Source organism: Corynebacterium casei LMG S-19264 (assembly GCF_000550785.1).
GTDB classification, from domain to species: domain Bacteria; phylum Actinomycetota; class Actinomycetes; order Mycobacteriales; family Mycobacteriaceae; genus Corynebacterium; species Corynebacterium casei.
In genome coordinates, this window is record NZ_CP004350.1 from 1,836,940 (window position 1) to 1,851,679 (window position 14,740).

The following is a 14,740-nucleotide window of genomic DNA, read 5'->3' on the forward strand; positions in this document are numbered from 1 at the left end:
TTTACACATAGGCTACCAAGTGTCACATCTGATTTAACTGTCATAAGTGACACTACGGCCGTTTCGCCTAAGAAGCAAACTCACATCAGGTTAAAAAACACGCCAGTGGGCAATGAGGCTTAGCCGAATAGCGCCTGGGCGTTCTCGTAGCGGTGGGTCGGCACGGTCTTGAGTTCTCCGACGGCGTCGGCGAGGTCGACGAGTTTGATGTCTTCGCCGCGCAGCGCAACGCACTTGTTGGATAGGCCTTCGTGGGCCGCACGTGCGGCTTGCACGCCGTAGCGGGTTGCGAGGATACGGTCATAGGCAGTCGGGGTACCGCCGCGTTGGATGTGTCCCAGCACGGTGGTGCGCACGTCATAGCCAGTACGGTTTTTAATCTCATCCCCAATGACTTGGCCGATGCCGTTGAAAGTCTTGTGACCGAATTCGTCTTCTTGGCCTTCGCCAAAGTTCATGGTGCCTGCTTTCGGCAACGCACCCTCGGCAACACAGATAATGCCGTACTTCTCCCCCATCTGGAATCGGCGTTCCATCGCTTTGCAGATGTCAGCAACATCGAAAGGGGCTTCAGGGATCACGGTGTAGTGAGCGCCCCCTGCCATGCCAGCGTGCAGCGCAATCCAACCGACGTGACGGCCCATGACTTCCACGATCAGAATGCGGTTGTGGGATTCGGCGGTGGTGTGCAGGCGGTCGATGGCATCGGTAGCCACGGACACCGCAGTATCAAAGCCGAAGGTGTAGTCGGTGGCGTTGACGTCATTGTCAATAGTCTTCGGTACGCCGATAACAGGAATGCCATTATCAGCCAGCCACTTTGCACCCTTGAGCGTGCCCTCACCGCCGATGGCAATGAGTGCATCCACGCCAGCGTCTTCCAGGTTGGACTTAATGGTGTCCAGCCCGGCCTTGAACTTGTCCGGGTGCAGACGGCCTGTACCCAGCACGGTGCCGCCACGCAGCAAAATGCGGTCGATGGTGGCGTCATCGTAAAGGTCGCGTCGGCGGTCTTCCATCAGGCCCACCCAGCCGTCCTCATAGCCCACAACGGTGTCGCCGAACTCATTCGACGCGGTGCGCACAATTGCGCGAATTACTGCATTTAGGCCGGGGCAGTCGCCGCCGGAAGTCAATGTGGCTAGTCGCATAACCACTACACTAGTTTGTATTTGTCCAAGGCGCTCAAAAACGCATGCCACCAGCGCAAGTTTCTATCGCTTAGGTCCCAAAGTATTTTCAAAACAGGCCACGGCGATAAGACCAGCGACCATCACCAGCGCCGGCAGCAGCAGCGAGACAGCCATGGCTTGGCTGAGCCCCAAGCTGGCAGCACCCACCTGCATCGCCGCGCCCACGGCCGCCGCACCAACCACGGCACCCACCTGACGGGTGGTGTTGTACACGCCCGAGGCGGCGCCCATGTATTTCAAGTCCACGGTGCGCATCGCGGTCACCGAATTCGGCGCCCACACAAAAGCATTGCCCACACCAAGCAGCGCGGAGGCACCCACAAACCAGAACAGGCTGGCATCGAGGTACATAATGCCGGCAATCCACACCAAAGACGCGATGACAGAAGCAAAGCCAATCACAGACAGCAGTCGCGGTTTAATGCGGTCAGCCAGCGGCCCCACCAAAGGCGAGCCCAGGCCGGCGGCAACGGCCATCGGCACCATCATCAGTCCAGCTTCCGCCGAGGTCAGCCCACGGCCGGTTTGGAACCACATCATGATCGGCAGCATTTGCGATGCCACGGCAAAGCCCATGGTCGAAATAGAAAACGCACCGAGTGAGTAGTTGCGGTTTTTAAACAACGGCAGCGGCACCAGCGGTTCGGTATTGCGCGACGTCGCGGTCGCTTGCAAGCGCACGAACCAGGCAATCAGCGCAATACCAGCAATGAGCAGGACAATAGTCCACCACGGCCAGCCCAGGCCAGGTCCTTGCTGGATGGCAATAACAGCAGCAGACATACCAACCAGGGTGACCACGACGCTTAGCTTGTCGATGCTCCGTGCATACGTCGGCAGCCTCGGCACCCACATAGCAGACAGCACCAAGGCAGCTATACCCAGTGGCAGGTGCAGAACAAATACACCGCGCCAGCCAAAGGTGCTGATAATGAACCCACCCAAGACGGGACCCACCAGGGAGGCCACCGAGCCGACTGCACCCCACACACCGAGCGCCGGTCCGCGGGCATCTTGCGGGAAGATGCGGTTGATGACCGCCATGGTCTGCGGGGTCAAAATGGCAGCGCCCAGGCCCTGCACCGCACGCGCGATGAGCAGCACCGCCAGGTTCGGAGCTAGGGACGCAGCGAGTGCCGCCAGCACGAAGACGGTGATACCCAGCTGAAACATGCGCGCTTGGCCGAAGCGGTCGCCCAAGCGGCCGGTAAACAGCAAGGGCACAACCATGCACAGCAAGTAGATGGAGGTCACCCAGACAACTTGGTCAAACTCTGTATCAAAGTTCGCCATGATGTCCGGTGCTGCCACCGCAACGATGGTTTGGTCCATCAGCACCATGAAAAAGCCCAAGCACAGCGCGGCGAGTGCGCGCCAGGCTTGAGGCTTGGCTATTTGCGGCGAAGGCGTGGTTTTACCGTTAGACACGAAGGCTATCCTAACTGGATGCTTCGCTTTCTGGTGAAACCTCCCCCACGGCGGTGGTTGTTGCCTCGGTTGCAACATAGGTTGGCAGAATCTGGATACCGCGAATCATCGCCCAGATAGCCACCAACATGTATGCGGCAACGAGCAATACGGCCAGCTGATAGATAGACAGTGCAGTCAGTAGACCGGAGGCGACGACCAGGCCGATTGGACCACCGAACTGCATGATGGCGGTAAAAAGTGAGAAGGCGCGCCCGCGCATGTGCTCTGGGGTTTCTTCTGTAACCAGAACCATCTGCAGGGGTGCGAGCATTCCACCGGCGAGACCTGCGATGCCACAGCCAATGACGACGAGCCAGGAGGCGCCGAGCGCGGCCATCATCGCAAAGCCAATTGCTTCAACGCCGATGGCTACCACCCAGACTAGGCGACGGCGTGAGGTGCCGACTGCGGCGATGCCCGCGCCGGAGACCATCATGCCGATGGCGTAGAAGGAGAAGGCCAGGCCGAGCAAGAAAGGCTGGTCTACGTTTTGGAAGTGTGCCGGCATGAGCACGCCCAAAAATGGGCCGACCAGAGCGACACCGACGAAGGTGAGGATGGCGAGCATCATGATGGACGGCGGGCGGATGACCTGGCCCCAGCTCTTCAGCGCCTTTAAATTCAGCGCATTGGCTTCTGCCGCAGCTGCCTTTTCTGCTTCCGTCATCTCGCGCTTGGACAAGCGCAAGAAGGTGGTCAGCAACGCTGCGATGAAGGAACACGCGGCGGTGATAACCAGCACCCAGCTGGATTCCATCGATGCCAAAAGCACGCCGGCCAAAGCCGGACCGACCAGGAAGGACACGCCCATAATCGCCTGGTTAAGCCCGGCGATATAGTCCACGGTCTTGCCCGAGGACTGCGCGATGTCTCCGACCAGTGCCGAACGCGCTGCCATGCCGGGGATATCGCCCACGCCGCCGACGATGCCGAGGATGATAAACCACGCGATGGTCAAGCCCAGAGTCTGGTCAACCAGCACCACGCCCGCCACCGACAGGCCCGAGATAATGTCAGAGATAACCGACATCGGCTTGCGGCCTACCGTATCAATCAAATAACCGCCGAGAAAGGCGAACAAAACCGATGGCACAGCTACGGCTGCTGCCACCAAACCCGCAGCGGCGGGATCGCCGGTGCGTTCAAGGACAATCCACGGCCAGACAATGCCTGCGACCGAGTTGCCCAGCGCGGACATACCCGCGGAACTGAGATAGACCCATACATTCACTGACAGAAGAGTACGGCAAAAGGGCTATCATGAACACATGGCAGCTATTGATATTAAGAAACCAAAGAAAGTAAGCACCGCGACCGTTGTTGGTGCAGGTCTCCTGGGAGGTTACATCACCGCCCGCGAGTCAGGAATCCGCCCGCTGGGCGGTGTTGTTTTGGCTGCCGCTGGTGGCTGGGCGGTCCGCTCCTGGTTGGCAAAGACTGATGTTCCAACCACCGTTGGCCTCACCGCACTCTATGTCGGCGGCTTCGGTGCTTCGCACCCACTGGCAAAGAAGATTGGCTCCTGGCCAGCCGTACTGACTGTGACCGGCGTTGCCGCCGGCGCAGCCTACGTGCTCTCTGACAGCAAGTAATCGCAACATCAGCGCATAGGCAAAGCCCGCACTTCCCTACCAGGACTCGAACCTAGAATGACGGTTCAAAGCCTCCGGTTTGGAAGTGCGGGCTATTTCTCTGCTTAAGACTTTTTAGGCTTTCGCTTTTTCTTCTTCGGCTTCGATCTCGGCGTTGAAGTCACGCTTGGAGGACTGCCACTGGTCCTCGGTCATGCCGATGCGCCAGTAGCCGGAAATAGACACATCTTCCTTAGGGATCTCGGACTCAACGAAGAGGAAGCGGCGCATTTCCTTAATCATCTCCGCGACGCCGTGGACGAACCAGCTGGTCTTCTTGCCCTCTGGGACGCCGGCTTCGCGCACTACGCGGGACAGCTCGGTGCCGTGGGTAGCGCCGTTGCGGATGACCCAGTTGACTTCCACGCCTTCAGGAGCTTGGAATTCGAACTTTCGGTCTTCGGCCTCAATCTCAATGTAAGCGGCGGCTGTTGCACCTTCTGGAAGCTTCTCCAGGCCGGCGCCGATAGCTGGTGCTGCGGATTCATCGCCAGCCAACACAAAGTGGTCATATTCTGCCGCTGGACCCCACGCGCCGCCAGGACCAAAGAAGCCGAACTTCTCCCCGACCTCAGCTACGCGCGCCCACGGACCCGCAAGACCCGAGTCACCATGGGTGACAAAGTCAACGTCGAAGTCGCCGGTCTCTGAATTCAGATTAATCAGAGTGTAAGTACGGGTAATTGGGTGCTTATCGCGCGGAAGTTCCTCGCGGATCTGCTCCATATCGAATGGCCAAGAGTAGTCAGCGCTTTGTGGCACGAACAGCAGCTTGATGTAGTGGTCGGTAAATTCCAGGTCCTTGCCCACGAACGCTGGGGAGTTCAGGCTCAAACGAACCAAATCCGGGGAAACCTGGCGGCGGCCGATAACGGTTGCTTCATTCGCCACGCGCGCCTTACGCTTTGGAGCTGCATCTTTAGCTTGCTCAGCCATAGTGATCACTATCCTTAAAAATTCTTCAGATTGTTTTGCACTGGTGAAAAACTGCACACCGTGCACTTAGGCAAGGCTAACACAGTAGGTTGTATAGAGTAATTGCCACGCACCCTGCATAAACTGAACCCCACTGGTCAGAACGCTTTTCATCGCGCCCTTGCCAGCGGGGTCAGGGGTGAAACTACCTTTTACTTGGTGCGGCCAGCTTCGTAGGCTGCGCCGACCTTGTACAGGCGGTCATCCTGGAATGCAGGAGCCATGATCTGCAGACCGGTAGGAAGCCCAGTGTCAGATGCCATTCCAGAAGGAACGGACATGCCACACAGGCCAGCCAGGTTCAATGGCAAGGTGCACAGGTCGAAGTTGTACATCTCCATTGGATCTTCGGTCTTCTCGCCCAACTTGAACGCGGTGGTTGGCGTGGTTGGGGAAACCAGCACGTCAACCTGCTCGAATGCACGCTCAAAGTCTTGGGCGATAAGGGTACGAACGCGCTGTGCCTGCAAGTAGTAGGCATCGTAGTAGCCCACGGACAGTGCGTAGGTACCCAGCATGATGCGGCGCTTGACCTCAGGGCCAAAGCCCTCAGACCGGGAGATGCTCATGACATCATCCGCGGAGTGCGAGCCGTCATCGCCGGAGCGCAGGCCGTAGCGCATGCCGTCGAAACGAGCGAGGTTAGAAGAAACCTCACAAGGCATGATCAAGTAATAGGCCGCGAGTGCATCATCAAAGTGTGGGCAATCAACCTCGACGGTCTCAGCACCCTGTGCAACCAGCTGGTCAACGGCCGCGCGGTAGGCTTCCATCACGCCTGGCTGCCAGCCGTCACGCTCAAACTGCTTGATAAGGCCGACCTTGACGCCAGACAAGTCGCCATTCGCGCCCTCACGTGCTGCATCTACAACTGGGGCAACCGGACGGTTAACTGAAGTTGCATCGAACTCGTCGAAACCAGCGATGACTTCGTGCAGCAGCGCGGTATCCAGCACGGTACGTGCGGTAGGGCCTGCCTGGTCCAAAGAGGACGCTGCAGCAATCAGGCCATAACGGGACACGGTGCCATAGGTTGGCTTCACGCCAACGGTGTCGGTCAGTGCAGCCGGCTGGCGGATGGAACCACCAGTGTCAGTACCAATGCCCAACGGCGCCTGACCAGAAGCCAGCGCTGCGGAAGTACCACCACCGGAACCACCTGGGGTGCGGTCCAAATCATGCGGGTTGTGCACGGCACCATAAGCGGAGTTCTCATTCGAAGAACCCATCGCGAACTCATCCAGGTTGGTCTTGCCCAGAATTGGAATGCCGGCCTCGCGCAGCTTCTTGGTCACCGTGGCATCGTATGGCGAAACCCAGCCCTCCAGCATCTTGGATGCTGCGGTGGTTGGGGCATCGGTAGTAGTGAGCAAATCCTTCAGCGCCAAAGGCACGCCGGCCAAAGCCGATGCTGGCTTCTCCCCGGCATCGAGCGCGGCATCAACGGCATCGGCAGTAGCCAAAGCCTCTTCCGCACCCACGTGGAGGAAGGAGTTAAGTGCCTCGTTGGTCTCAGCAATGCGGTCCAGGTGGGCCTGGACAACCTCGCGGGAGGTGACCTCACGGGAATGAATCTTCTCCGCAAGCTCAGCTGCGGTCAAAGAAGTAAGCCCCTCGGAAGGTACTGCGTAGGACATTTATTCGCCTCCCAGAATCTGTGGCACTACAAAACGATCTTCCTCAACAGCCGGCGCCTGATCCAGTGCCTGCTCTGTATTAAGGGTGCGCACAATGACGTCCTCACGCATGGAAGTAGTAATGGAGTGCGGGTGGCTCATCGGCTCAACACCTTCGGTATTGACCTTGCCAACTGCGGACACCGAGTCCACAATCTCGTCGATTTGGCTAGCGAACTGGCCAAGTTCTTCTTCGCTCAAAGCCAAGCGTGACAGCTTAGCCAGGTGGCTGACTTCTTCCCGCGAAATCTCAGACACGCGTTATCCATCCTTTTCCACGACGTTAATTATTTTCCTGCCCTCCCATGCTACTGCACAGCACTTTGTGGGTGATTATCTACCCGCATCCAATTCCAATGCTTGTGGTTCCTGCAAAAGACAAGGTGAAAGTTGTAGCATGGAGCACAATAGTCTTGCCTTATTTGTAATTAAATTTAGAGAAAGCCCATCATCGACCAATGTCTTTTTTAATCCGTGTCCAACTCCCCGATGCTCCCGGCAGCCTTGGTGAATTAGCCGAAGCCATTGGCGCCGTCGACGGCAATATACAATCCGTCGATATCGTTGAAAATGCCCCTGATGGAACGGTTACCGATGACATCGTGGTGGAACTTCCCATTGGCACACTTGCCGATGCCTTAATCACCGCCGCCAGCACCGTCAAGGGTGTGGAGGTGGACTCGATCCGCCCATTCTCCGGACGCGTGGACCGCCGCGGACAGATCCGTTTATTAGCTTCCATCGCCCAAAAGACCAACAACCTGCAGGCCGCAATGGAACAGCTAGTCCAGGCAATTCCGCAGGCACTTACCTCAAGCTGGGCTATTGTTGCCGACACTAAGGGACCTATCAAGCGCGTTGCAGGTTCCAGCGCGGCACCCGAAGATGACGGCACCGTGCCGACCGACTTGGCTGTCGATGCCGCACGTCAGCTCAACCCTGACATCGAAGACTGGATCCCTGCCTCCTGGGCCCTACTGGACTCCTCCATCGTTGCCACGCCACTGGGCGGCACCGGACTTGTCCTTGTGGTCGGCCGCGTCGGCGGCCCCGAATTCCTCGCCTCCGAAGTCGACCACCTCGGCAACCTCGGCACCATCCTGGGCGCCTTTTTGAACAAGAGCTAGCGCGCTTCCCCTTTTTAAATTCATAACTCAGCACCAAGTTCCGTGGAATTTTTCCGCGCTGGAACTTGGTGCTTTTGTGTACTCCCCCTTTACATCGAGACAACCTAGCCCTACCATCTAGGTAGCGACACTACTTAGGTAGTCGCGACAAGTTTGCCTAATGAATGGAGCCAATTCCGATGTGGAAATTTGATGCCGCGAGTTCGCTGCTGCCAGTGGCGGTTTTGGCAAGCATCGGAAAGACTCCCGCACACGGATATGAGATTCGGCAGCGCCTGAGCGAAAACGGCTTCGGTGAATTCAAGGGTGGAACTATTTACCCGCTGCTCAAACGGCTCGAAGAAGCTGAGCTCGTGACGGCAACCTGGGATATCCCAGGCACGGGTCCGACCAGAAAGGTCTACGAGCTCAGCCAGGCAGGGAAAGAAATCGTCGACAAAGAGATTAACAACATTGAACGCTTATTAAACGTCATCAAAGCGTTTTCGGAGGGGAACTGACATGAAAACTGACGAGAACTACCTCAAGGAATTGTCCCGGGCACTAAGGCGCCATGCTATCCCTGAGGCGGAGATTGAACAAACTATTCGGGAAGTCCAAGAAACCGGCAACAACACGGACAGACCACTTACTGAAGAATTTGGAAGTCCCCAGGACTATGTAAAAGCCCTCTACCCTGAGACAAAGCCCAAGCAATACTACTTATTCACCTTGTGTGGCCTGATTCTGGCCGCAATTGGATTCATTCTTCTAACTGTCTACTTTCGCAACCTTGGCACGGACGGAACCGCTCAGTCTTTGTGGAAATTCGCAGCACTAATTGCCATCCCAATTGGAATGGCAATTGATTTCACGCGCTACGCCAGGGCCTAGTTCTGTAGCTCGGCCGCCCGCAAAGGCTACTCTTCGGCACCTTCTGGGCTTGGCGCGGCTTCGGCAGCGCCGGTGTCGAGAAGAGTTTGGAATCCGGCTTCGTTCAGGATGGTGACGCCGAGGTCGCGGGCTTTGGTTCCCTTGGAACCTGCGTTCTCGCCTGCGACAACATAGTCGGTCTTCTTCGATACAGAACCGGAAGCCTTGCCGCCGCGGGTGATGATTGCTTCCTTGGCGCTATCGCGGGAAAAGTTCTCCAAAGTGCCGGTGACCACGATGGTCAGGCCTTCGAGGGTTTGCTCTTGCTTCTCGGATTCATCGACAGCCATGGTGACACCAGCGGCCGCCCACTTCTCCACGATGGTGCGGTGCCAATCCACCTCGAACCATTCCTTAAAACTCTCGGCAATGATTTGGCCCACTCCGTCTGTCTGCGCGATGTCTTCCACATCGGCTGACCGTGCGGCTTCCAGCGAGCCATAGCGGGTCGCAATTGCGCGCGCGGCAGTCGGGCCGACATGGCGAATAGACAGTGCAACCAGCACGCGCCACAGGTCGGTGTTTCTTGCCGTCTCCAGGTTCGATAGAAGCTTCTTACCTGAGGCATTAACCTTGCCAGCCTTCGTGGTGTACACATCGGACTTGGTCAGAAGCTCCTCGGTCAGGTCGAAGAGGTCCGATTCATCTTCCAGTACGCCGCGCTCAATAAGGTCAATGGCTCCCTTTTCACCGAGTGCTTCGATATCGAAAGCACCACGGCCCGCGAGGTACTCCAGGCGCGCTGAAAGCTGTGCCGGGCAAGTACGGGTATTGGGACATCGCCAGTCGGCATCGCCTTCCTTTTGCGGCGCAAGCTTTGTGCCACACGATGGACAGTTCTCCGGGAAAACCCACTCGGTCTCTGAGCCGTCACGCTTTTCCAGCACCGGACCTAAGACCTCAGGGATGATTTCGCCGGCCTTGCGGATAATGACGGTATCCCCAATCAACACGCCCTTGCGCTTGACCTCAGACTGATTGTGCAGCGTTGCCATAGACACCGTAGAACCAGATACGAAGACCGGATCCATCACGGCATAAGGAGTCACACGTCCCGTGCGACCCACACCAACTTCGATGTTGACCAGCTTGGTGGTGACTTCCTCCGGCGGGTACTTATAGGCAATTGCCCACCTCGGCGCGCGCGAGGTAGCACCCAGGCCGCGCTGTGAGCCCAAGTCATCTACCTTGATGACCACTCCGTCCATCTCAAATTCGGCATCGTGGCGATGATCCGCCCAGTACTTGACCTTATCTTGGACTTCCTTCGAGGTGGTTACTCGTTCCGTGTACGGAGAGACCGGCAGTCCCCAGGCTGCGATGGCTGCATAGGCATCATGCTGGCTGGCAGGGCTAAAGCCCTCGCGGGCACCAATGCCGTGAGCAACAAGGCGCAGGCGACGCTTTTTCACATCATCTGGATTCTTCATACGCAGACCACCCGCGGCGGAGTTTCGGGGATTGGCAAAAGCTTGCTTGCCTTCAGCGGCGCGCTCTTCGTTGAGGGTTTCAAAATCCTCAGGGCGCATGTAAATCTCGCCGCGAATTTCCACCAGCGTTGGTACCGGATATTCATCGGAGCCTTGCAGCTTGTGCGGAATGGATTCAATCACCTTGGCATTAGCGGTGATGTCCTCGCCCACGCGGCCATCACCACGCGTGGCGGCCGTAACCAATTCACCATCGCGGTAGACCAAGTCAATGGACGCGCCGTCAATCTTGAGCTCAGCCAAATAAGCCTTCGCCGGCGTGCGATCCAGCCAGTCTTGCAGCTCATCTGAGTTAAAGACATTGTCCAAACTCATCAAACGCTCAAGGTGCTCAATATCAGCGAATGCTGAATCAGCAGCCGGCGCCGAGCCCACCTCCTGGGTTGGGGACTCTGGAACTACCAACTGCGGATGTGCAGACTCCAGCGCAACAAGCTCCTGGAACATGGCATCGAAATCGGCGTCAGGAATCGCTGGCTGCTCGTTGTAGTACAGCTCTCGATGGCGTCGGACTTCTTGGGCAAGTTCTGCCCACCGCTTCTGCGCTTCCTCCGGGTTTAGCTGGTCAAATGATTCAGTAGCACTCACGGTTGCCAATTCTAGTTGGGTTGCGAATCTAAAGGTTCAAATCCCCCATCCAGATGCCGTGTCCGAGGGTGCCTATAAAGTGTTGGGCATGAACTTCGATGCCTCCAAGATGCTCTCCTTCGACCTGGAGACCACCTCCGTCAATACTCGCGAAGCAAGGATTGTTACCTCTGCTGTTATCCGCATCGCTGGTCGCGATGTAGTGAAGAAAGAAACCCTGGCTGACCCAGGCGTGGAAATCCCGGAGGCTGCCGCCAAGATTCACGGCATCACCACCGAGAAAGCCCGTGCGGAAGGCCGCCCTCACGATGAGGTCCTGCAAGAAACCGTCAAAGCCATTAAGACCGCCTGGGATGAAGGCTTCACCCTCATTGTCTATAACGCGCCTTATGATTTGTCGGTACTGCGCAATCTCACCGGAGATTTCACCGTAACCGGGCCAGTCTTTGACCCTTACCTCATGGACCGCGTGAAGGACCGTTACCGCAAGGGCAAGCGCACACTCGGTGATCTGTGCCGCGAATACAACGTCACCTTGGACAACGCGCACGAAGCTACTGCCGATGCCCTAGCGGCCGCGCGCATCGCCTGGAAGCAGGTCAACCAACGCTGGCCTGAGCTAAAGGAGATGGACTCAGATGAGCTCATGGAATTCCAGGCGGTTAACTTCTACGAGCTAGCCGTGGACCAGAAGAAGTATTTCGAAGGAATTGGACGCGACGTCTCTGATTTCAACATGTCCTGGCCACTGCAGGGCTAGATTCACCGCCATCCCGCACTTTCACTAATCACCTCTACCGTTCAAGAATTTTGGAATTTTTGTAATCATTCTCTGGTTTTCCAACTATCTTGCAATCTTTCCAGAAATTATGGAAGATAGGTTAATGTCATCGACCCCAGATCCGCAACGCGACACGGAATCTTCTAAGCAGCAAGCAAGCGCAGAAGAACGCTTCGCTGCGCTGGAAGCACGTGTTGAGGCGCTGGAGAACGCCGCTTCTAAAACTTCTGAAGCAAACGGATTTTGGGTTGTGGACGCGCTTCATAATCAACGTGAGCAGATGCCAGAAGGCTCAGTCATTTTTGGTGGCGATGTTGATGCAGCTGGTGGCAGCTATAGCTACCAGTGGCAACGCCCGCTTGAAGTACTGACCGACCCAGACATGTGGACTGACAGCTTTGAACGGCTGTTCGCTCTGGCGCATCCAGTGCGCGGGGCGATTCTTCGCCGCCTACTGCAATCTTCGGCTCAGGTCTCTGACTTCATCGAAGAAGAACTGGTCACATCCACATCGACGGCATATCACCATCTATCTGCACTCTCCCAAGCTGGCTGGATTAAAAAATCCGGTTCAGGCACCTATGAGATTGCGCCAACTCGGATCATTCCGCTTTTGACCATCATTTCAGCTAGTGAGGACCACTAGCTAAGACCAAAGAGGTGAAGGCCATGAAAAGATCAGTTCTTTTCGGCATCCTGACAACCATCGTCGTACTCATCGGACTCTTAATCGTCGGCCCACAGCGCATCGCTTTGGCTGATGAAAACACGGGTGATGAGGAATTAGCACAAAAGATTCGTGATAACTCCAGCAATGCCCAGAACCAGATCACTGCATTTACTCTGCAAACCGGCGAAGCAACCTTCGCTGGTCTCGGGGCAGATGAAAATACAGAAGTAGAAATAGGTTCGGTCTCCAAGACTTTCACCACTGAGCTATTGCGCCAGCAGGTCGAATCCGGCGATATTGAGCTAGAGACCACCGTTGGCGACATCATTGATGTCGATGGCAGCGCGGTCGCCGATGTCACCATGGTGGAGCTGGCCAACCACACTTCCGGTCTACCGCGCTTGGACAAGGACAATTTGGGGTTGTTCCGCACCATTTTCACTGAGAATCCTTATACCGGGATTACTCAAGAAGATGTCTTTAATGCCGCACGTAATGCCAGCTTGAGCGGGCGTGGCGAGGTAGCCTACTCAAACTTTGGTGTCGCGCTGCTTGGCCAGTTGCTCGCTGTCAACGCTGATTCTGAGTACGTCGACTTAGTTCAAGAAAACATCTTGGAACCAGCAGGCATGGATTCAACCTACGTAGGCAGCGAGACCTCTGTTTCCGAATATGCCCCGCGTGGACTTAGCGCGGATGGCCGCAAGACTGACGCCTGGGGCATGGATGGCTACGCCCCTGCCGGGTCCATCCGCTCTACTGCCGCTGACATGGCCAAGTACGCCGAGTTCATGTTGGATAACAGCGAGTTTGGATTTGGTTGGTTCCCTGAAGAGACCGGCGGCCTTTGGCATAACGGTGGCACGGGTGGCTATTCCACCATGCTGATAATTGACCCCGAAAAGAATGAAGCATTCTTTGCCAACGGCAATACCCCACAAGGCGTGGAAGACCTCACCCGTGCCCTACGCCAAGAAGGTGAGTAATAATGTTGACCGAAATCATCATGTACGTAGTCCTGGTCATTGTCGCCGGTGACAACATCTACCAAATCTGGAAGCTCACCCGCCCTGGCGATGCCGGCCAGTTCAAGCCCGCAAAAATCCTCGGCTACTTGGTATTTACCCTAGTCATCGTCATCTTCTTTAGCCGCACCGCCCAATGGGGAATCCACGTTTCCATTTATATGTGGTGGATCATCGCCGCAACCACAGCCGCATATGCAGGGGTTGCTATCTGGCGGATTGTCCAGAACCAAACATCCAAGGAACTAGCTTAAAGGTCGCCGGCGTCCCGTTCGAGGATGTCGGCGATTTCCGCTATGAAGCGGTAAGCGCCAGCCATGTCTTTCAGGGTCTCCCCTGTTGCGGCTGGGACGATATCAATATCAGTGGTCAATCGCAGGCGTGAGTGGCCAATGCGGTCCCAGGCTTTGGCGATGCTGATGGAGACTTTGCGGGAGTCTTTGACGCTTCCGTCATCGTGGAATGGATCGATGACAAACGCGAGTCGGTGACCTTCTTCGATATGTTCGCCAATGCCGTCTTGATCGGTGGTCAATAGATTGACGTCGATGATGATGGTCTCTGCGACGCGAGCGGCTTCCCAGTTGGGTTGTTGGCCGGTGAAGTTGAGCAGCTGGCCGTGGAATTGTTCAAGCCCGTCGGCGGCGACCTCAGATGGAACCGGACGCACGGGATCGAAGGATGTAGTGCCACGAAGCCCTGCTAGGACACCTGTGTAGGAAGGCTCATCGATTTGCACCGCAATATCGCAGTGGAAACGGTTCTTCAGATCACGAATGTGCTCAGCAAGACCTGCATGCAACGCGCCGGTGAGGTCACGCAGGGCACCGGAGTCAGTGATGGCACGGTGGCCGTTGCTCAGTTCCAACGCGGCAGCAAGCGACCATGGTCCAACAATCTGAACCTTGAGGCTGTCTACGTCATCGCCCCACAGCTCTTGTAAGATGTCGAGGTCGCGGTCCATGCGGTCCCACATGGCACGTGATGCCAACTGAGGACGGTCACTTAGCCGCCAACCGCGCGGGCCACGGTCGACGGAGACTGCTTCAAGCAGGCCGGCGGTGCGGCCAATGACATCAGAGCCCAAGCCGCGCGCGGGAAGCTGCGGAAGGTGCAGGCTGTTTCCGGTTTCCCCAGCGATGATATCCGCGGCTAAGGCGATATCGGTGCCGGGCACCGGACCTAATCCGAATGCGGTCATC

General features: G+C 56.7%; 16 protein-coding genes. 8 read left to right on the plus strand and 8 right to left on the minus strand.

The window, feature by feature from the left end; translation table 11 throughout:
* Nucleotides 1-119 precede the first annotated feature (119 nt).
* The 3 genes from CCASEI_RS08420 to CCASEI_RS08430 all read right to left on the minus strand — a co-directional run bounded on the left by CCASEI_RS08420 (nt 120) and on the right by CCASEI_RS08430 (nt 3,894).
* Nucleotides 120-1,151 (minus strand): 6-phosphofructokinase, encoded by a 1,032-nt coding sequence (locus tag CCASEI_RS08420; protein ID WP_006823334.1) that lies wholly within the window; start codon nt 1,149-1,151, stop codon nt 120-122.
* 63 nt (nt 1,152-1,214) lie between these two features.
* Nucleotides 1,215-2,621 carry a DHA2 family efflux MFS transporter permease subunit gene (locus tag CCASEI_RS08425; protein ID WP_025387695.1) on the minus strand — a complete coding sequence of 469 codons (1,407 nt, stop codon included), beginning with the start codon at nt 2,619-2,621 and terminating at the stop codon, nt 1,215-1,217.
* Between the two features lie 10 nt (nt 2,622-2,631).
* A complete protein-coding gene (locus CCASEI_RS08430) occupies nt 2,632-3,894 on the minus strand; it encodes an MFS transporter (RefSeq protein WP_025387696.1) in 1,263 nt (420 codons plus the stop codon).
* Between the two features lie 37 nt (nt 3,895-3,931).
* Between CCASEI_RS08430 and CCASEI_RS08435 the strand changes: the two genes are divergently transcribed.
* On the plus strand, nt 3,932-4,255 hold the full coding sequence (locus CCASEI_RS08435) for a hypothetical protein (RefSeq protein ID WP_006823337.1): 324 nt from the start codon (nt 3,932-3,934) through the stop codon (nt 4,253-4,255).
* 114 nt (nt 4,256-4,369) lie between these two features.
* Here the strand turns inward: CCASEI_RS08435 and CCASEI_RS08440 are convergent, their stop codons facing one another.
* The 3 genes from CCASEI_RS08440 to gatC all read right to left on the minus strand — a co-directional run bounded on the left by CCASEI_RS08440 (nt 4,370) and on the right by gatC (nt 7,203).
* Complete coding sequence (locus CCASEI_RS08440; RefSeq protein ID WP_025387697.1) at nt 4,370-5,230, minus strand: siderophore-interacting protein; 861 nt, start codon at nt 5,228-5,230, stop codon at nt 4,370-4,372.
* Nucleotides 5,231-5,421: 191 nt separating this feature from the next.
* A complete protein-coding gene (gene gatA / locus CCASEI_RS08445) occupies nt 5,422-6,906 on the minus strand; it encodes an Asp-tRNA(Asn)/Glu-tRNA(Gln) amidotransferase subunit GatA (protein ID WP_006823339.1) in 1,485 nt (494 codons plus the stop codon).
* Nucleotides 6,907-7,203, minus strand: a complete 297-nt coding sequence (gene gatC / locus CCASEI_RS08450) for an Asp-tRNA(Asn)/Glu-tRNA(Gln) amidotransferase subunit GatC (RefSeq protein WP_025387698.1) — start codon at nt 7,201-7,203, stop codon at nt 6,907-6,909.
* Nucleotides 7,204-7,403: 200 nt separating this feature from the next.
* On the opposite strand from gatC, the gene CCASEI_RS08455 reads away from it, so the two are divergent.
* The 3 genes from CCASEI_RS08455 (at nt 7,404) to CCASEI_RS08465 (ending at nt 8,945) form a co-directional block, all read left to right on the plus strand.
* Nucleotides 7,404-8,072 carry an ACT domain-containing protein gene (locus tag CCASEI_RS08455; RefSeq protein ID WP_006823341.1) on the plus strand — a complete coding sequence of 223 codons (669 nt, stop codon included), beginning with the start codon at nt 7,404-7,406 and terminating at the stop codon, nt 8,070-8,072.
* Nucleotides 8,073-8,251: 179 nt separating this feature from the next.
* Nucleotides 8,252-8,572 (plus strand): PadR family transcriptional regulator, encoded by a 321-nt coding sequence (locus CCASEI_RS08460; RefSeq protein WP_006823342.1) that lies wholly within the window; start codon nt 8,252-8,254, stop codon nt 8,570-8,572.
* 1 nt (nt 8,573) lies between these two features.
* On the plus strand, nt 8,574-8,945 hold the full coding sequence (locus CCASEI_RS08465; protein ID WP_006823343.1) for a hypothetical protein: 372 nt from the start codon (nt 8,574-8,576) through the stop codon (nt 8,943-8,945).
* A 26-nt stretch (nt 8,946-8,971) separates the two neighbouring features.
* Here the strand turns inward: CCASEI_RS08465 and ligA are convergent, their stop codons facing one another.
* Nucleotides 8,972-11,062 (minus strand): NAD-dependent DNA ligase LigA, encoded by a 2,091-nt coding sequence (gene ligA, locus CCASEI_RS08470; RefSeq protein WP_025387699.1) that lies wholly within the window; start codon nt 11,060-11,062, stop codon nt 8,972-8,974.
* 88 nt (nt 11,063-11,150) lie between these two features.
* On the opposite strand from ligA, the gene CCASEI_RS08475 reads away from it, so the two are divergent.
* From CCASEI_RS08475 to CCASEI_RS08490, 4 genes are all read left to right on the plus strand, one after another.
* Entirely contained in the window at nt 11,151-11,822 is a 672-nt protein-coding gene (locus tag CCASEI_RS08475; protein WP_025387700.1) for a 3'-5' exonuclease, read from the plus strand.
* 124 nt (nt 11,823-11,946) lie between these two features.
* Nucleotides 11,947-12,489, plus strand: coding sequence for an ArsR/SmtB family transcription factor (locus tag CCASEI_RS08480; RefSeq protein ID WP_025387701.1), 543 nt, complete (start codon nt 11,947-11,949; stop codon nt 12,487-12,489).
* 23 nt (nt 12,490-12,512) lie between these two features.
* Entirely contained in the window at nt 12,513-13,499 is a 987-nt protein-coding gene (locus CCASEI_RS08485; protein WP_025387702.1) for a serine hydrolase domain-containing protein, read from the plus strand.
* A gap of 2 nt (nt 13,500-13,501) precedes the next feature.
* Entirely contained in the window at nt 13,502-13,792 is a 291-nt protein-coding gene (locus tag CCASEI_RS08490) for a hypothetical protein (protein WP_025387703.1), read from the plus strand.
* Here the strand turns inward: CCASEI_RS08490 and CCASEI_RS08495 are convergent.
* The gene (locus CCASEI_RS08495; protein WP_025387704.1) at nt 13,789-14,739 is read right to left on the minus strand and encodes a uroporphyrinogen decarboxylase/cobalamine-independent methonine synthase family protein; all 951 of its coding nucleotides are present in this window, start codon (nt 14,737-14,739) and stop codon (nt 13,789-13,791) included. The two genes, CCASEI_RS08490 and CCASEI_RS08495, sit on opposite strands and share 4 nt — an antisense overlap.
* Nucleotide 14,740: the final 1 nt, after the last annotated feature.